Source organism: Candidatus Kinetoplastibacterium blastocrithidii (ex Strigomonas culicis) (assembly GCF_000319245.1).
Lineage (GTDB): Bacteria > Pseudomonadota > Gammaproteobacteria > Burkholderiales > Burkholderiaceae_B > Kinetoplastidibacterium > Kinetoplastidibacterium blastocrithidiae.
In genome coordinates this window covers 113,739-130,232 of sequence record NC_019814.1, presented here as the reverse complement: position 1 = coordinate 130,232, position 16,494 = coordinate 113,739, and the positions used below count along the sequence as shown (strand labels likewise).

Here is a 16,494-nt window from a genome sequence, read left to right as displayed (position 1 = left end):
GACTATTTCCTATTGTTTAATTAGTTTTTCTATAATATCAGATACCTCTAGTATTCCTATTTTTTTAGCTGCAGAAAATTCTATTATGTTTCTAATATTTTTGAATTTAGTTAATTTTTCAGTTGTTATACTTTTCCTAATTATGCGTTCTGAATAACTTAGTTTATCTGCTTTAGTAAGGATTATTATTATTGGTTTTAGAGTTACTAGATTTAGAAAATCGTCATCTAAGGGTGTAATGCCCCTACGCATATCTATTAATAGTACTATCCCTACTAATGTCTTTCTGTATTGAACATATTTAGTTAAAACTTTCTCAAAGTTGATTTTTTCTTGGTTTGATAGATTTGCATATCCATATCCAGGAAGATCGACCAGATACCCTATAGTACTATGTTTTTTTTGTTCAATTACATTAAACATATTTATAAGACGAGTGCGTCCAGGTGTTTTGCTTGAAAAAGCTAATTTTTTTCTATTTGTTATTTTATTGATTGCTGTAGATTTACCAACATTCGATCTTCCTACAAAACAGATTTCTGGGAGTCCGTCTCTTGGTAAAGTATCTAGTATTTTAGATGATGAATGAAAATATGTATTATGTAGTATGGACACTTTAGTTAGATAATTGTCTTTGTGATAGGGGTGAATATTACTAATAATGGAGTAGGGCGCCATTGATTAGGAGATATATTATTTTCCAGTATTTTCATGAGATAGTTGATTCTAGTCTTAATAGATCATCTATCGTTTCTCTTTTTTTGGTTATATAATAATTAAAATCATCAACTATTACTTCTGCTGCTCGTCCTCTAGTATTATAATTACTGGCCATAGTCATACAGTATGCTCCAGCTGATTCAATTGCTAGGAGCTCCCCTTCATATAATTCATTGAGCAACCTATCTTTAGCAAACCAATCAGAGCTCTCGCATACTGGACCAACGACATCATACTCTTTTTTTGCTCCATCTCTTTTTATTACAGGAACGATCTCATGATATGACTGATATAATGCTGGTCTTATAAGGTCATTCATTGCTGCATCCACTATCACAAAATTCCGATCTTCAGATTTTTTTAGATATTGTACTTTGGTCACTAATATTCCTGCATTGCCAATTAAAGATCTACCAGGCTCAAGGATAACTTGTAGATCTCCTAGGTCATTATCCTCTAATTTAGCAAAAACTTTATCAACAAGTTCTTTAGGTGATATGCATGATTCTTCTTTATATTGAATCCCTATACCGCCACCTATATCGATATGTTTTATCTGTATTCCAGAAGCCTTGAGTTTATTAATTAGCAGTATAATTTTCTCAATAGAATCTATGAATGGTTTGATTTCTGTGAGTTGCGATCCTATATGACAATCTATGCCAACTATCTCTAAATTTGGAAGTCCAACTGCTATTTTATAGCAATCATAAGCTGTATTTATAGATATTCCAAATTTATTTTCTTTTAATCCTGTAGAAATATATGGATGGGTATTAGCATCCACATCTGGATTTACTCTTAAAGAGATAGGAGCTATAACACCTATGTTTTTAGCTATCTTTGATATGTTATAAAGTTCTGATTCAGACTCAACATTAAAGCATTTAATCCCAGATTTTATTGCTTTTTCTATTTCCCATGATTGTTTACCAACTCCAGAGAATACAACTTTTTTAGGGTCTGCTTTAATAGCTAGTACTCTTTCTAGTTCTCCGCCTGATACTATATCAAAACCTGAGCCAAGTCTTGAAAATTCCTTTAGAACTGCTAAATTAGAATTTGCTTTCATGCCATAGCATACTAAACAATTTCTGTTTTTGATTGCTTGATAATAACTATCCCAAGCTTCAGTTATTGCTCTTTTAGAATAGATATAGAGTGGAGTTTCTAATTTTTCTACAATAGAGCTCACAGAAATATTTTCTACGAATAGGATATTATTTTTAAATTTAAAGTTATGATTCTTCATAATGTACAATTGTTCTTTAAGTGTGTATTCTTACAGTAGTTTTATCTACGAATATGCTTAAGTCGTAAGTCTTATTGTTATAAATTGGATTGCTTGAATTAAGTTGACATTTATATCCACATGAGCTAAGTGTACTACAAGTTAATATAATAGTGGTCAATATGATGGTAAATTTCTTATTATTAGGCATAAAATTATTAAGCATAGTAGTTTAACAAATCATAATAGGTTTTGTTATTCTATATTCATTATTATTTTAAATAAAGATTATGAAAGATTCAGATTTTAGTATTTTGATTGATAAGTTGCTAGAAGATGTTGAAGATAAAATCAATGATCTATTTTCATCTGAGGTTGATACTGCGAAGAGTGGTAATGTATTAAGCATCAAATTTGATAATGGATGCAATATGGTTATTAATAGTCAGAACAGTATACAAGAGTTATGGTTTGCTGTAAGTAATATGGGAGGATTTCATTATAAATATGACAATGGAAGATGGATAGACAACCGTAACGGCCTAAATTTTTCTGAATTATTATCAAAATGCTGTTCAGATATTATTGGTAGAAAAGTTATTCTAGATTTTTAATTTTAAAATTCGCTATGTATAACATCTTTTAAATCCTCATCATAGAATTCTTCTGATGGTTTAATTTCTGATATGGCTATTTCTGGAGGAAACTCTTCTAAGTATAATTCATTGTTATATATAATTATTCCATCTGGAATTTTTTCTTCTTCTTGCTCTTCTGGCCTTTCTTGTATTACGTCTTTCATATAGTTAATCCATACAGGCATTGCTATGTTGCTCCCTGTTTCATGTGATCCCAAAGATTTTGGTTGATCGAAGCCTACCCATGCTGTTGCCACAATATCTTTTGTGTATCCGGAGAACCATGCATCTACTGAGTCATTTGTTGTTCCTGTTTTACCAGCTATATCATCACGTCGCAGTGCTTTTCGAGCCTTGGATGCTGTTCCATATTTTACAACTCCTTTAAGGATATCATTTATTATGTATGAAACTCGTGAATCTATTGCTTGATTACTTTTATTAGATTTAATTATGCTATGTTGCATGATTGTTCTTCCATAACTATCTGTTACCTTCTCTATTAAACAAGGAGGTATAAGATGTCCTTCATTAGCAAATGTGCCAAAAGCACTTGTGAGTTGTAAAGGTGTTACTGATCCTGTTCCTAATGCTAGGGATATGACAGCAGGATGACGGGATTTATCGAAACCAAATTTTTCTAGATAGTTTCTAGCATATTCTGGTCCTATTGTTTGTAATATCCTTATAGAGACCATGTTTTTTGATCGATATAAACCATTTCGCATAGAAATCATATCTTTTTCATATTTATGACCATAGTTTTTTGGATTCCATGCTTTTGATCCTGTTTGTTCTGCTGTCATATTCAGGGGAAGATCGGAAATTAGTGTTGCTGGAGATATTCCTTTTTCTATAGCTGATGCATATATGAATGGTTTAATACTCGACCCAGGTTGTCTCCAGGCTTGTGTTACTCTGTTAAAATTACCTCGATAAAAATCAAATCCTCCTACTAGGGATAGTATTCTACCATCTTGTGGTGATATTGATACAAAGGCTGCTTGTAGGGTCGGCATATTTATAATTCGTGGCTCTCCTTTATCTAAATATAAATGTATGACTGATCCACGTTTTATTTCTTTTGATAGTTCAATATTATTTATTGTGTTGTTTTCTTTGTTTATTTTTACGATGACTTTATCTCTTTTTATTGCTGTTATATACGTATCATCCATAGATAGAACTAATGCAGAAAAAATTTCATCACTATCATTATATTTATCAAATATTTCTGCTAATATGGTTTCAAATAAAACTGATGACATGTCTAATTCAACAGGTAATTCTATTTGTTCTTCGGGGCCATAGTATTTTGTTTTTGTGTAATCAATAACCACTTTTCTAACGGCTTTATAGGCAGAGTCTTGATCTTTCGATTTTATAGTAGTAAATACATTTATTCCCTTAGAATATAGATCACTCTTGAAGTTTTTGAATAGCAGTTGTCTTACTAGTTCAGCAACATACTCACCATGTATTTCATAAATATGTTGTTTTTTATTAGTATTATAAAGTTTTATATCATCATCAATCGCTTCTTTATATTCAATTTTTGTTATATATCCAAGAGACAGCATCCTTTTTAGAACGTAATTCTGACGTAATTTTGTTCGTTTAAAATTTGAAATTGGATTATAGATTGACGGAGCCTTAGGTATTCCAGCTAACATGGCAGCTTCCGCTAAATTAATATCTGATAATGGTTTGTTGAAATATACTAATGAGGCAGCAGCAAAACCATATGCTCTATTACCTAGATATATTTGATTCATATATAGTTCTAGTATTTTGTTTTTTGTTAGCTCAGATTCTATTTTTAATGTTAGCATTAGTTCGTATAATTTTCTTGAGTATGTTTTCTCTGAAGATAGATAAAAATTACGAGCTAATTGCATTGTTATAGTGCTAGCTCCTTGAGTTTTCGACATATTTTTTAGATTTATTAATCCAGCCCTGATTATTCCAATCCAGTCTATACCGCCATGCTTGTAGAACCTATCATCTTCCGCTGCTAATATTGATAATTTCATTATGTTCGGTATATCTTGGAAATTGAGTACGCTCCTGCGTTCTTCTCCGAATTCACCGATTAATATATTGTCTGAGCTATAGATTCGTAGAGGTACTCTGGGCTTATAGTCTATCATTGCACTAAGATCTGGTAGTTTTCGCCAAGATAAAGACACAAGTATAAAGATAATAACGGTAAGTATGCTTATGGGTATAACAATTGTATTAATCAAAAATCTTGTCAATATATATCTTTCTTTCATTATAAACATTGTTGGTTTTGAACAGTTCGGTTTGTTTAGTAATATATTAAAAATATAGTTAATTAGTTTTAATTTTCTTATTTATAAGTAATAATTCATTTATGATTAATTTAAGGAAATTATCTGAGATGGTTGATCTAGAGAGTATATTACCTGAATCTAAAAATCAAAATATAGAATCTGAAAATGTTGTAAATGAAAGTCTACCTTATGATACGCCAATTTTTTTAATTGGCATGATGGGATCTGGTAAAACCACGATAGGAAGGAATCTTTCTAGCATTTTAGATAGAAAATTCATTGATTTAGATCTTGCTATTGAGTCTCGTTGCGGGGTAAGCATACCGACTATATTTGAAATAGAAGGGGAATCTGGTTTTCGTAAGAGGGAAGAGATAGTTTTATTAGATTGTTCTAATGAAATTAATACCGTATTAGCAACAGGTGGTGGTGCTGTGCTTTCTCATTCTAATAGAGATGTATTAAAGAAAAGAGGGATCGTAGTGTATTTTCAAGCATCACTTGATGATTTATTTCAGCGGACTAACCTGGATTCTAACAGGCCTCTTTTATCAAACACGGATAAGCCTTACGCAATATTAAGAGAATTGTTAGAACAACGTGAACCTATCTACAAAGAAGTTGCTGATATTATTATAAGTACTAGTAATGCTAGTATCAGTGATTTAGTTAATAATTTAGTATCTATCTTACAAACATACGAGAAATTTAAATGAATGTAGTTAATGTGAATATCACAAATGGATCATATCCAATCAATATTGAACCAGGTAGATTGGATAGTTTAGATCAAATTATACCTGAAGATGTCACTTCTATTGCTATCGTCACTAACTCTACTGTGGGTATTTTATATGGGAAGAAAGTTAGAGATGTATTATTAAGAACAGGTAAAAATGTTTTCTATGTAGAATTGCCTGATGGTGAAAAATATAAAGATTGGATTACATTGAATAAAATATTTGATTCTTTATTAAGTTTTAAGTTAGACAGGAGAGCTGTATTAGTAGCATTAGGTGGTGGGGTTATTGGCGATATAACTGGCTTTGCTGCATCTGTATATATGCGGGGCATTCGTTTTATCCAGGTTCCTACAACATTATTAGCACAAGTTGATTCTTCTGTTGGTGGTAAGACAGCTATAAATCATCCTATGGGAAAGAATATGATAGGATCATTTTATCAGCCTATTTCTGTTGAAATTGATACAGATGTTTTGACAACTCTTGCCCCTAGAGAGATTTCTTCAGGTTTAGCAGAAGTAATTAAATATGGCCTTATACTAGATTCCAGCTTTTGGGAATGGTGTGAGGATAATGTTAATAATTTACTTAGTTTGGATAAGATTGCTATAGAGTATGCAATAAAACGTTCTTGTGAATTAAAATCTCATGTTGTTGGTAAAGATGAAAAAGAATCTGATGTTAGAGCTATACTTAATCTAGGCCATACTTTTGGGCATGCTATAGAATCTGGACTTGGTTATGGTAAATGGCTACATGGGGAGGCTGTTGGTTGTGGTTTAGTGCAGGCTGCAGAATTGTCAGCATATTCTATAGGATTTAGAGAGTCAGATATTTCGCGTATAAGAAATATGGTTAAATCTATAGGATGTCCATCTAATGCTCCAAATTTTGGATTTGATAGATGGATTGAATTAATGTTATTAGATAAAAAAAATGACAGTGGTGAGATACGTTTTGTTTTAATGAAAAATATAGGAGAAGCAGTTATTCAGAATGTATCACATAACGCTATAAAGCATGTGATAACTAAAACAGCAACCGCTATATTCTGATTTGAAAAATATTATATGAATCATTGATGTAGTGTAGACTTGGTTTTATTTTTAATCTTTGATGATTATATGTCTATGCTACTATTTTTTATTAATAATCATATTATGGATTCATTGTCAATCTATAATTAGCTATAGATACCTAGCAGTATAGCTGGCTTTCGATTTGATTATGTTCTCGACAGTTCCTTGTGCTACAATGGATCCGCCATTTATTCCTCCTTCTGGGCCTATATCTATAATCCAATCTGCCATTTTGATTATATCTATGTTGTGTTCTACAATTATCACAGTGTTATTATTTTCAATTAGAAGTCTTATTGTATTTAATAATAATTTAATATCATTATCATGTAGTCCAGAAGTGGGTTCATCTAAGATATACAATGTCCTTCCTTGAGTTTGTTTTGACAACTCAATAGAAATTTTAATTCTCTGCAATTCTCCTTCAGATAATGAATTTATATTATGACCTAGCGATAAATATGATAATCCAAGATCGGCAAGTATATTTATTTTATTAATTATTTTTGGTATATTTTGAAAAAAAGTTTTTGCTTCTCCTATTGTAAGATTGAGAATGTCACTAATATTTAGTCCGCCATAGTAAATCTCTAGAGTTTCTCTATTATATTTTTTACCTTTGCATTCTTCGCAAATTACATATATATCAGGCATAAAATGCATTTCTACTTTGCTATTACCTGCTCCTCTACACACCTCGCATCTACCGCCTTTTATATTAAAACTAAATCTATTTGGAGCATATCCTCTTTTCTTTGCTTCTATAGAACTAGAAAAAAGTTCTCTGATTATAGTAAAGATTCCACAGTATGTTGCAATATTACTATTTGCTGTATTGCCAATACTATTCTGATTTATATGTATTAGATAATCAAAAAACTCAGTCCCATGTATTTCTTTATACCTATTAGTACAGTATTTATCATTAGATATATGATTTGTTATTCCATATTTTATAATATCATTTACCAGGGTTGATTTTCCAGATCCAGATACTCCAGTAATACATGTTAAATATCCTATTGGTATGCTCACATCTATTGATCTAAGATTATTAAATTTTGCTTTTTCTATTTGTAGCCATCTAGTTTTATTGTTAATAGTTTTTTTAAAAACTTTATTCTTATTTTTATTTTTTAAGTATGCTCCAGTTAATGAGTTAGGATTATCTATTATTTGCCTTGGTGTTCCTTGAGCTATTATAAATCCTCCTCTTCCTCCTCCCTCTGGACCCATATCTATAATCCAGTCTGCTGATAATATAATTTCTTTGTCATGCTCTATAACAATTATACTGTTGCCTAGATCCCTGAGATTTTTTAATGCTTTTATAAGTATTTTTGTATCATGTTTGTGGAGTCCTTGAGATGGTTCATCTAGAATATATGTGATTCCTATCAAGCCGGAGCATATTTGACTAGACATTTTAATTCTCTGAGCTTCTCCTCCAGAAATAGTATTTATATTTCTTCCTAGAGAAAGGTATCCCAGCCCCATTTTTATTAGAAAAGACAGACGAGGAAGTATACGCTTCAATATGGGTTCAGATGTTATATTTTCATGTTTTTTGAATTTTTTAAAAAACACGAAGCAATCTTCTATAGGCATTGATTCAATTTCAGTTATTGAAATACTATTGTTTTTTTTATTTGTTCTTTTATTGTTGCACAATAAAACATTCCTAGCTTCTAAGCATAGTTTAGTACCATTGCATGCTGCACAAGGTCTTATATTTTGATATTTTTTTAATAATGTTTTTAAATGTTTTGAATTACTTTTTTTAGCTAAATCTTCTAGAAAATTAATTATCCCTTTGGGTATATTATTTGTATCTTCACGTAAATCACGATGTATTGCTATTTCACTTAGTATTAAATTTTTTTTGTTTATATCAATAGAGTCAAATGATTCATCATAATTTAAACAGTACATTTCTGATATTTTTTCTAGAGTAATGTTATTGTTTAGAGAATATATTTCTAGTATTTCTGATAATAAATTATTATTAATAATTGTGGATTTATCAAAATAATATTCTGTACCAAGTCCATTACATTGTTTACAGCATCCTCTGCTACTGTTGAAGTTAAACATACTCGGTTCAAGTGTATTTATCTGATAATTACAAATAGGGCATGAGTGCACTGTCGAGAAAGTCTTTTCATTCCCATTATCTAAATTTTTTACTAAGACATGTCCCCTACCTATTTTAGCTGCTGTATCGAAACTAGAAGATAGGCGATCTTTGTTTTTTTCTTTAATTTTTAGTCTATCTATAACTACTGCTATTTTGTCAATGTTATTTAATTCCTTAGTATTTATTGCTTCATCTATTTCTATAACTTGATTTTCTATATATATCCTCAAGAATCCTTGTGATAATAAATTTTTACATATTGTTTCTAATGATACATACTCATTCTTCTTGATTGGAGATAATATTAATATATCGTTATTTGTTGTTATAGACATAGCCCAGTCAGTCATTTGACTAATATTTTTAATTAACAAAGGTTCATTATGCTCTGGACAAAAAGGTGTGCCAATTTTTGCGAATAGTAGTCTTATGTAATCGTATATTTCTGTTATTGTTCCAACAGTATTTCTTGTGTTTTTATAATTTGATTTTTGTTTTATTGCAATAGTAGGGGATAATCCATCTATTAAATCAATATCGGGCTGTATTAGCATATGTACAAATTGTCTAAAGCTAGGTGACAGGCTCTCTATGTATTTTCTTTGACTTTCAGAGTATATTGTGTCAAATACTAGTGAAGATTTTCCAGATCCAGATACTCCAGTGACAACTACTAATTTATGGTGTGGTATGTCAATGTGTATATTTTTTAAATTATTAGTGCGAGCACCTTGTATATGAATATAACTCATTATAAAATTTTTAATTAAAGGAAATATTGTATTCTACTTATATAAAACATAAGTATATTTCATCTGTTAAGATTGGATGTTTTGTTCTTAAATTATTTATTGAGCTTAGTAATATAAACAATTTTTTTTAATTTAATATTTGGAAGCAAATTTTATTAATAATCTGGAGTGATTATAGTGGCATCTGTTAATAAAGTCATACTTTTAGGAAATTTAGGACGCGATCCTGAGTTGAGATATACCCCTGAAGGTTCTGCGATTTGTAACTTGTCTATAGCTACCACATCTCAGTGGAAAGACAGGAGTAGTGGTGATAGAAAGGAGGAGACTGAATGGCATAGAGTTGTTCTATATAACCGTTTAGCAGAGATTGCAGGAGAATTTCTAAAAAAAGGAAGGCCAGTTTATTTAGAAGGAAGACTTAAGACAAGAAAATGGCAGGATAAAGATACCGGATCTGATAGATATATCACTGAGATAGTTGGTGATCAGATGCAAATGTTAGGCAACAAGGATACAGCTGTCAGTGAATCTTCTGATAAAGGATCGTATACTTTAAACAACGAGAGGAATACCATGAGTATTTCTGAAATGGAAGATGATATTCCTTTTTAGTTGCAGCTAATATAATTTTGACTAAAATGTCGATATATAATTTATAAGAAAACATTAAATATGACTACTATTCAACAAAATCGTAAAAATATACCTTTTATTAAAGAATCTAAAGGTATAAGAAAGTTAGTGATGTTAACAGCATATACTTCTCCAGTAGCTAATCATATTGACCCATATGTTGATGTTATATTAGTTGGTGATTCATTGGGAATGGTTATTTATGGTTTCCATGATACACTGTCAGTAACATTAGATATGATGATAGCTCATGGAGCTGCTGTTACTAGAAGTTCTAAGCAGGCCTGTATTATTGTGGATATGCCATTTGGTACTTACCAAGAGTCAAAGTCGCAAGCATTTAGAAATGCAGCTCGTATTTTGTCAGAGACAAAAGCCAGTGGTATAAAGCTTGAGGGTGGAGAAGAGATGGTAGAAACAATTCATTTTCTCCATAAAAGGGGCATACCAGTTATGGGTCACATAGGATTAATGCCTCAGAAATTTAATATTTCTGGGGGATTTAAGGCGCTGGGGCCTGATCAACATATTGTTGATAACATTGTATCAGAAGCTATTGCTTTAGAGCAGTCCGGAGCGTTTGCTATAGTATTAGAGTGTGTTGCTGAGGTTATAGGGAGAAAGGTAACAGAAGCAGTAAATATTCCTGTAATTGGAATAGGGGCCTCATCTGACTGTGATGGTCAAGTTCTTGTAGTGGATGATATATTAGGTATGAATCCAGATGCTTCCCTAAAATTTGTAAAAACTTATGCTAGCCTAGGAAAAGATATACAACATGCAGCTAAATATTATGCTGAGGAGGTTCGTTCTGGTATATTTCCTAATAAAGAAAATTATTTTTTCTCTAAAAATTAATAATTTCTATTTTAGAAAGATAGTTCCTGTAAGCGAGCATGATACTAGTAATATTCCAACCCATACGTTTTGAAGAAACAAATAGAAGTTTCTTTTTTGGCTTTGTGGTTGGAAATTTTTTATTTGCCATATAAAATGGAAAAAAATGATTGTTATCCCAATATAGTAGCTAAAATGCAGTTTTAGATTGTATCCGGCTAGAGTCCATAATATTAATGAAAATAGGTAGAATATGGTTATAAAAAATTTTCCATTTTCTGAAAATAATATTGCTGTGGATTTTAATCCTATTTTCTTGTCGTAATCTGCATCTACATATGCATATATAGTATCGTAACCAACTTGCCAAGATATTGCTCCGATCCATAACAGAAATGCGTCGATAGTAATAGAGTTGTTTACTTCTGACCAGGCTATTAGTATTCCCCAATTAAAGCATATCCCCAGAATAATTTGTGGCCAATAAGTAAATCTCTTACATATGGGATACATTAGAACTATAGGAATTAATATTATGCTCAAAAATTTACTAGTAGAGTTTAGAAATAACAATAATAAGGAGCATAGCATTAATTGTATTAAAAGGAATATAATAGCTTTTTTTGAGGTTATGCTGCCAGTAGCCAGTGGTCTAAAACATGTCCGGCTTACTTTTTTATCAAATTCTTGATCGCAAATATCATTAAATATACAACCGATACTTCTCATTAATATTGCTCCTATGGAAAAAATAAAAATATTACCGATAGTCGGTATTCCTTCAGAGCATATTATAAGAGCGCTAAAGCATGGTAGTATAGTTAGCCATATACCTATAGGTCTATCTAAACGACAAAGCATAATGAAAGGAATCCAGCTACTTGGTAAGATAGTATTTAGGAAATTATTAAAATTAATATCATTAAGATTTTTGTCGTTTTTCATTCTATTTATAGATTCTCTTTTATTAATTGTCCTAGAATAGAAATTCCTTGTCTTATTTTTTCTTCTGGCACAGTTGCAAAACTTAGACGTATAGTGTTGTTCTGGCCATAGCCAGGAGCAATATAAAAAGGCTTGCCAGTTACAAAAGCTACGTCTCTCTTTAGAGCTTTCTTAAGAAGTTCTGTGCTGTCAATATATTCTGGCAAAGTTATCCATAAAAACATACCGCCTTCTGGTTTTGTCCATTTTGTTTCGGCTGGGAACTCTTTTTGGATAGCGTCAAGCATACAACTACCTTGAGTTTTATAGATATTTCTTACATTGGGTAAATGCTTATCAAGAAACCCGTCCTTAACCACCTCATACACAGCCATCTGAGCTAGAGTACAAGTATGAAGATCAGCTGCTTGCTTTGCTTGTATAAGTTTTCTGATTATACTTGTTGGAGCAACAACATAACCCAATCTTAAACCTGGTGCTAGTACTTTGGAAAAGGTCCCTAATCTTATAATAGTGCCTCCAAGGTTACTTGACAATGAAAGTAGGCTTGGTTTTGGTGTCCCTTCATATATTAGTTCACCGTATGGATCATCTTCTATGATAGGAATATTTAGATTAGCCATTATACTAACTAATTTCTCACGCCTTTCTAAATTTAATGTACGTCCAGTAGGATTCTGGAAATTAGGCAATGCATATATAAAACGTGCATTTTTAGCAACCTGAGATGTTATGGACTCTGGGACAAGACCACCGTCATCAGTTAATACAGGTATATAATTAGGCTGATAAACACTGAAGGCTTGTAAAGCCCCTAGGTAGCTTGGATTTTCAACAAGTATTTTATCTCCCTCATCAACCATTACTTTGCTTATTAGATCTAAAGCTTGTTGTGATCCAGACACCATTAATACTTGATCACTAGTTATATTTGCTCCTTTTTTATTCATCTCCTCAGAAATCCAGCTACGTAATGGTGCAAAACCCTCTGTTGTTCCATATTGAAGTGCTACTTTACCATTATCTCGTAATACTTTATCAATCGCTGCTCTTATCACATCTACAGGGAATCCGCTAGGAGCTGGCAATCCACCTGCAAATGAAATTATTTCTGCTCTTTCTGTAACTTTAAGTATTTCACGAATAGCAGAGCTTTTTAATTGTTGAGAACGTTTCGAAAAATGAAATTCTTGTTCTATTGATTTATCCATATATGATTCTCATATAGATTTAAAAAATTATAATTTAGACACAGCATATAACATTATAATATTTTTATGTTATATGCTAAACATATGACATAGTGTCATTCCGCATTGGGTTCACTATCATGTAGTGTTTTCTGATTTTTAGTTTTTTCTTGTAAGAAACTATAAATACTTATCACATAAAATTATTTATAGTTTATATTATATGTTTTGTATGAATGAAATTCCATGTTTAATTGATGATTGTGATCTTATTGTGTGAAATCTAAACAATTAAAAATTATAATATTGATTAATTCATCAGAGTGTTGATAATTTTCTAAATTTATAAACTAGACTATTGTAATTTAATCTCGTTATTATTTTTCATGAAATATAGTAATTATTAGGAGAATATTTGTTTTAGAATCTTAGATATTACTTAAAGTTTTGTAGTTTCAGTTTCTTCTTCATCTTCTTAAAATTTCAGTTTTAACCACTGAGTTTTTGTCTTAGTAATGTTTTAAAAGTGATAAAAATGTTTAAGAAATATTTCATTACTGGTTTGTTAGTATGGGTTCCAATAATTATAACTCTATGGGTATTAGGATTGTTAGTTAGCATACTGGAAGCTTCTGTCCCCGAGTGTTTATCTTCAAAGTCTTTATTTGGTCATTATATACCTGGATTCCAGTTGGTTCTGGTTGTAGTCGTTATATGGACAAGTGGTGTGTTGACCGCCAATCTAATAGGACGTACTTTGTTGGGTTATTGGAATACTATTTTAGGGAAAATACCATTGGTTCGTTCTATATATAATTCTGTTAAGCAGGTTAGTGATACAGTTCTATCGACAGATAGCCAATCTTTTAGACAAGCTGTATTGATTGAGTATCCTCGAAATGAATGTTGGACGGTGGCTTTCATTACAGGTTCTCCAGGAAACAATATAATATCTTGTTTGCCATATGATAACTATGTTAGTGTCTATGTTCCTACTGCTCCAAATCCAACATCAGGGTTTTTTTTAATAGTAAGAAAAGATTCTATTAAATCCTTGGATATGAATGTAGACACTGCTCTGAAATATATTGTTTCAATGGGTGTTGTGTCAACTTATAAGATTAAATAATATTTAAAGATTATTATTTAAGATATTAGTTAGTGGTATAGTACACTTTTAGTTATCATCAAATGGAGTTGTTCCAATGCGTACCTGCTATGTCGGACAGGTTTGTAATAAAAATTTAGGCCAGAAAGTTACTCTTTATGGATGGGTTCATCGTCGTCGTGATCATGGTGGTGTAGTTTTTATAGATTTACGTGATCGAACAGGTCTGATACAAATTGTTTTTAGCCCTGATAAAAAGGTATTTAGTGATTCAGAAATGCTTCGTAATGAATTCTGTATAGGTATTACGGGTATAGTTCAATTGCGTCCAGAAGGAACAGTGAATATAGACATGCCTACCGGAAATCTAGAGGTTTTATGTGATGAAATTACAGTATTCAATACAGCAGTTGCACTACCATTTCAGTTGGAAGATACAAATTTGTCAGAAAATACAAGATTATTTAATCGTGTGTTAGATTTGCGCAGAGCTAAGATGCAAAAAAATTTGATGACTAGGTATAGTGTTTCTTCGGCTGCACGCTGTTTCTTAGATAAAATGGGCTTTATTGAAATAGAAACTCCTACATTAACAAAGAGTACTCCAGAAGGAGCGCGTGATTATTTAGTTCCTTCTCGTGTAAATGCGGGACATTTCTTTGCTTTGCCTCAATCTCCACAGCTATTTAAGCAAATGTTAATGATTTCTGGTTTTGATAGATATTATCAGATTACAAAATGTTTCCGCGATGAGGATCTTAGATCAGATAGGCAACCAGAGTTTACACAGATTGATTGTGAGTTATCATTTCTAGAAGAGAAGGATATACGTTGCATCTTTGAAGATATGATTAAATTTATTTTTAAGAGAGTTAAAGATATTAATTTATCAGAAACTTTTCCTGTAATTTCTTGGAAAGAGGCGGTATATAATTATGGTTCTGATAAGCCAGATCTTAGAATAAATTTGAAGCTTATAGATGTTAGTGATGTGGTAGAAAATTCTGATCTAAAGATTTTTTCTAATGCAGCAACTAGTTCTGATAGTCGTGTAGCTGCATTAAGAGTACCATGCGGTGTTAATTTTTCTAGAAAAGAGATAGATGATTATACTAAATTTGTAGGAATTTATGGCGCTAAAGGATTGGCATATATAAAGGTTAATAAAGTAAGTGATGGTCGTGATGGATTGCAATCTCCAATATTAAAAAATATAGATGATTCAATTTTATTAAAATTAATTGAGCGTATTAAATTAACAGATGGAGACATTGTATTCTTCGTGGCAGATAAAAATAAAATAGTGAATGATGCGCTTGGATCCTTACGAATAAAGATAGGTAGTAGTGAGTTTGGAAAGGCTACAGGTTTGTTTTCAGAGGGATGGAAACCATTGTGGGTGATTGATTTTCCTATGTTTGAATTTGATGAGCAGAATAATAGATATTCTGCCGTGCATCATCCTTTTACAAGTATAAAAGATGGTCATGATATTTTTATTGATAATGGAGAGTATGATAAAGTTGTCTCTAAAGCTTATGATATTGTATTAAATGGATGGGAAATAGGAGGTGGTTCTATAAGAATATCTAACAATATTTTGCAAGAGAAAATATTTAAGGTTCTTGGTATTAATGAAAAAGAGTCAAGAGAGCAGTTTGGTTTTCTTCTAGATGCTTTAAGATATGGAGCTCCTCCTCATGGTGGTATAGCTTTCGGTCTTGATAGGATTGTTGCTCTTTTAACAAATTCTGAATCTATAAGAGATGTTATAGCATTTCCTAAAACTCAGAGGGCTCAATGTTTATTAACCGAAGCACCATCTATTGTTAATGATGATCAGTTAAAGGAGTTACATGTTAAACTGAGGTAATGCAATTAGTAATAACTGATTTTGATATAATCCATAGTATTTATAAGTTATTTTTTATGTTTTTAGTGAGCTTTTTCTATCTTATATTTAAGTCGCTTGTTTAGATTATTTACGGACAATAATATTTGAGGTTTTTAGTGTAATAGGATTGAATGAATGTATGATACTTATGCAAATAACATAATTTTATGAATATACACTAATCCTCAATAGCAATTATTAGCCAAGACAAGTGTTGTTTAAGGTTGAATTATAGGTGTATTTATTGATCATATAAGAACAGTAAAATATAGTTCTATATATTGCTA

13 protein-coding genes are annotated in these 16,494 nt (G+C 31.2%); 7 read left to right on the top strand and 6 right to left on the bottom strand.

All coding sequences use genetic code 11. The annotated features are described in order from the left end of the window. Positions 1 to 9: 9 nt before the first annotated feature. Entirely contained in the window at positions 10 to 615 is a 606-nt protein-coding gene (yihA, locus tag CKBE_RS00620) for a ribosome biogenesis GTP-binding protein YihA/YsxC (protein WP_041571814.1), read from the bottom strand. Positions 616 to 709: 94 nt separating this feature from the next. Continuing rightward, on the bottom strand, positions 710 to 1,972 hold the full coding sequence (lysA, locus tag CKBE_RS00615) for a diaminopimelate decarboxylase (protein ID WP_015390112.1): 1,263 nt from the start codon (positions 1,970 to 1,972) through the stop codon (positions 710 to 712). Positions 1,973 to 2,241: 269 nt separating this feature from the next. On the opposite strand from lysA, the gene cyaY reads away from it, so the two are divergent. Continuing rightward, entirely contained in the window at positions 2,242 to 2,565 is a 324-nt protein-coding gene (gene cyaY / locus CKBE_RS00610; RefSeq protein ID WP_015237679.1) for an iron donor protein CyaY, read from the top strand. A gap of 2 nt (positions 2,566 to 2,567) precedes the next feature. Here cyaY and CKBE_RS00605 read toward each other — a convergent pair whose 3' ends face one another. Then, entirely contained in the window at positions 2,568 to 4,865 is a 2,298-nt protein-coding gene (locus CKBE_RS00605) for a penicillin-binding protein 1A (RefSeq protein ID WP_015390110.1), read from the bottom strand. Positions 4,866 to 4,966: 101 nt separating this feature from the next. On the opposite strand from CKBE_RS00605, the gene CKBE_RS00600 reads away from it, so the two are divergent. Together CKBE_RS00600 and aroB are read left to right on the top strand one after the other, a co-directional pair. Next, the gene (locus CKBE_RS00600; protein ID WP_015237677.1) at positions 4,967 to 5,602 is read left to right on the top strand and encodes a shikimate kinase; all 636 of its coding nucleotides are present in this window, start codon (positions 4,967 to 4,969) and stop codon (positions 5,600 to 5,602) included. Then, a complete protein-coding gene (gene aroB / locus CKBE_RS00595) occupies positions 5,599 to 6,684 on the top strand; it encodes a 3-dehydroquinate synthase (protein ID WP_015390109.1) in 1,086 nt (361 codons plus the stop codon). The genes CKBE_RS00600 and aroB overlap by 4 nt, the downstream gene beginning before the upstream one ends. 132 nt (positions 6,685 to 6,816) lie before the next feature. Here the strand turns inward: aroB and uvrA are convergent, their stop codons facing one another. After that, a complete protein-coding gene (uvrA, locus tag CKBE_RS00590; protein WP_015237675.1) occupies positions 6,817 to 9,597 on the bottom strand; it encodes an excinuclease ABC subunit UvrA in 2,781 nt (926 codons plus the stop codon). Positions 9,598 to 9,774: 177 nt separating this feature from the next. Between uvrA and ssb the strand changes: the two genes are divergently transcribed. Next, complete coding sequence (gene ssb / locus CKBE_RS00585; protein WP_015237674.1) at positions 9,775 to 10,212, top strand: single-stranded DNA-binding protein; 438 nt, start codon at positions 9,775 to 9,777, stop codon at positions 10,210 to 10,212. A 60-nt stretch (positions 10,213 to 10,272) separates the two neighbouring features. Beyond that, entirely contained in the window at positions 10,273 to 11,091 is an 819-nt protein-coding gene (gene panB, locus CKBE_RS00580; protein WP_015237673.1) for a 3-methyl-2-oxobutanoate hydroxymethyltransferase, read from the top strand. Positions 11,092 to 11,097: 6 nt separating this feature from the next. Here the strand turns inward: panB and ubiA are convergent, their stop codons facing one another. Together ubiA and CKBE_RS00570 are read right to left on the bottom strand one after the other, a co-directional pair. Then, positions 11,098 to 12,015 (bottom strand): 4-hydroxybenzoate octaprenyltransferase, encoded by a 918-nt coding sequence (ubiA, locus tag CKBE_RS00575; protein ID WP_015237672.1) that lies wholly within the window; start codon positions 12,013 to 12,015, stop codon positions 11,098 to 11,100. A 5-nt stretch (positions 12,016 to 12,020) separates the two neighbouring features. Beyond that, on the bottom strand, positions 12,021 to 13,226 hold the full coding sequence (locus CKBE_RS00570) for an aminotransferase-like domain-containing protein (RefSeq protein ID WP_015237671.1): 1,206 nt from the start codon (positions 13,224 to 13,226) through the stop codon (positions 12,021 to 12,023). 514 nt (positions 13,227 to 13,740) lie between these two features. On the opposite strand from CKBE_RS00570, the gene CKBE_RS00565 reads away from it, so the two are divergent. Then, positions 13,741 to 14,334, top strand: coding sequence for a DUF502 domain-containing protein (locus tag CKBE_RS00565; protein WP_015237670.1), 594 nt, complete (start codon positions 13,741 to 13,743; stop codon positions 14,332 to 14,334). A gap of 76 nt (positions 14,335 to 14,410) precedes the next feature. Continuing rightward, complete coding sequence (gene aspS / locus CKBE_RS00560; RefSeq protein ID WP_015237669.1) at positions 14,411 to 16,186, top strand: aspartate--tRNA ligase; 1,776 nt, start codon at positions 14,411 to 14,413, stop codon at positions 16,184 to 16,186. Positions 16,187 to 16,494 lie beyond the last annotated feature (308 nt).

What these genes read in the sequence shown, in the direction of transcription:
- CKBE_RS00605 (WP_015390110.1), bottom strand. Translation starts at nt 4,865, where the DNA reads ATGAAAGAAAGATATATATTGACAAGATTTTTGATTAATACAATTGTT.
- aspS (WP_015237669.1), top strand. Translation starts at nt 14,411, where the DNA reads ATGCGTACCTGCTATGTCGGACAGGTTTGTAATAAAAATTTAGGCCAG.
- panB (WP_015237673.1), top strand. Translation starts at nt 10,273, where the DNA reads ATGACTACTATTCAACAAAATCGTAAAAATATACCTTTTATTAAAGAA.
- ubiA (WP_015237672.1), bottom strand. Translation starts at nt 12,015, where the DNA reads ATGAAAAACGACAAAAATCTTAATGATATTAATTTTAATAATTTCCTA.
- aroB (WP_015390109.1), top strand. Translation starts at nt 5,599, where the DNA reads ATGAATGTAGTTAATGTGAATATCACAAATGGATCATATCCAATCAAT.
- CKBE_RS00570 (WP_015237671.1), bottom strand. Translation starts at nt 13,226, where the DNA reads ATGGATAAATCAATAGAACAAGAATTTCATTTTTCGAAACGTTCTCAA.
- uvrA (WP_015237675.1), bottom strand. Translation starts at nt 9,597, where the DNA reads ATGAGTTATATTCATATACAAGGTGCTCGCACTAATAATTTAAAAAAT.
- lysA (WP_015390112.1), bottom strand. Translation starts at nt 1,972, where the DNA reads ATGAAGAATCATAACTTTAAATTTAAAAATAATATCCTATTCGTAGAA.
- cyaY (WP_015237679.1), top strand. Translation starts at nt 2,242, where the DNA reads ATGAAAGATTCAGATTTTAGTATTTTGATTGATAAGTTGCTAGAAGAT.
- CKBE_RS00600 (WP_015237677.1), top strand. Translation starts at nt 4,967, where the DNA reads ATGATTAATTTAAGGAAATTATCTGAGATGGTTGATCTAGAGAGTATA.
- CKBE_RS00565 (WP_015237670.1), top strand. Translation starts at nt 13,741, where the DNA reads ATGTTTAAGAAATATTTCATTACTGGTTTGTTAGTATGGGTTCCAATA.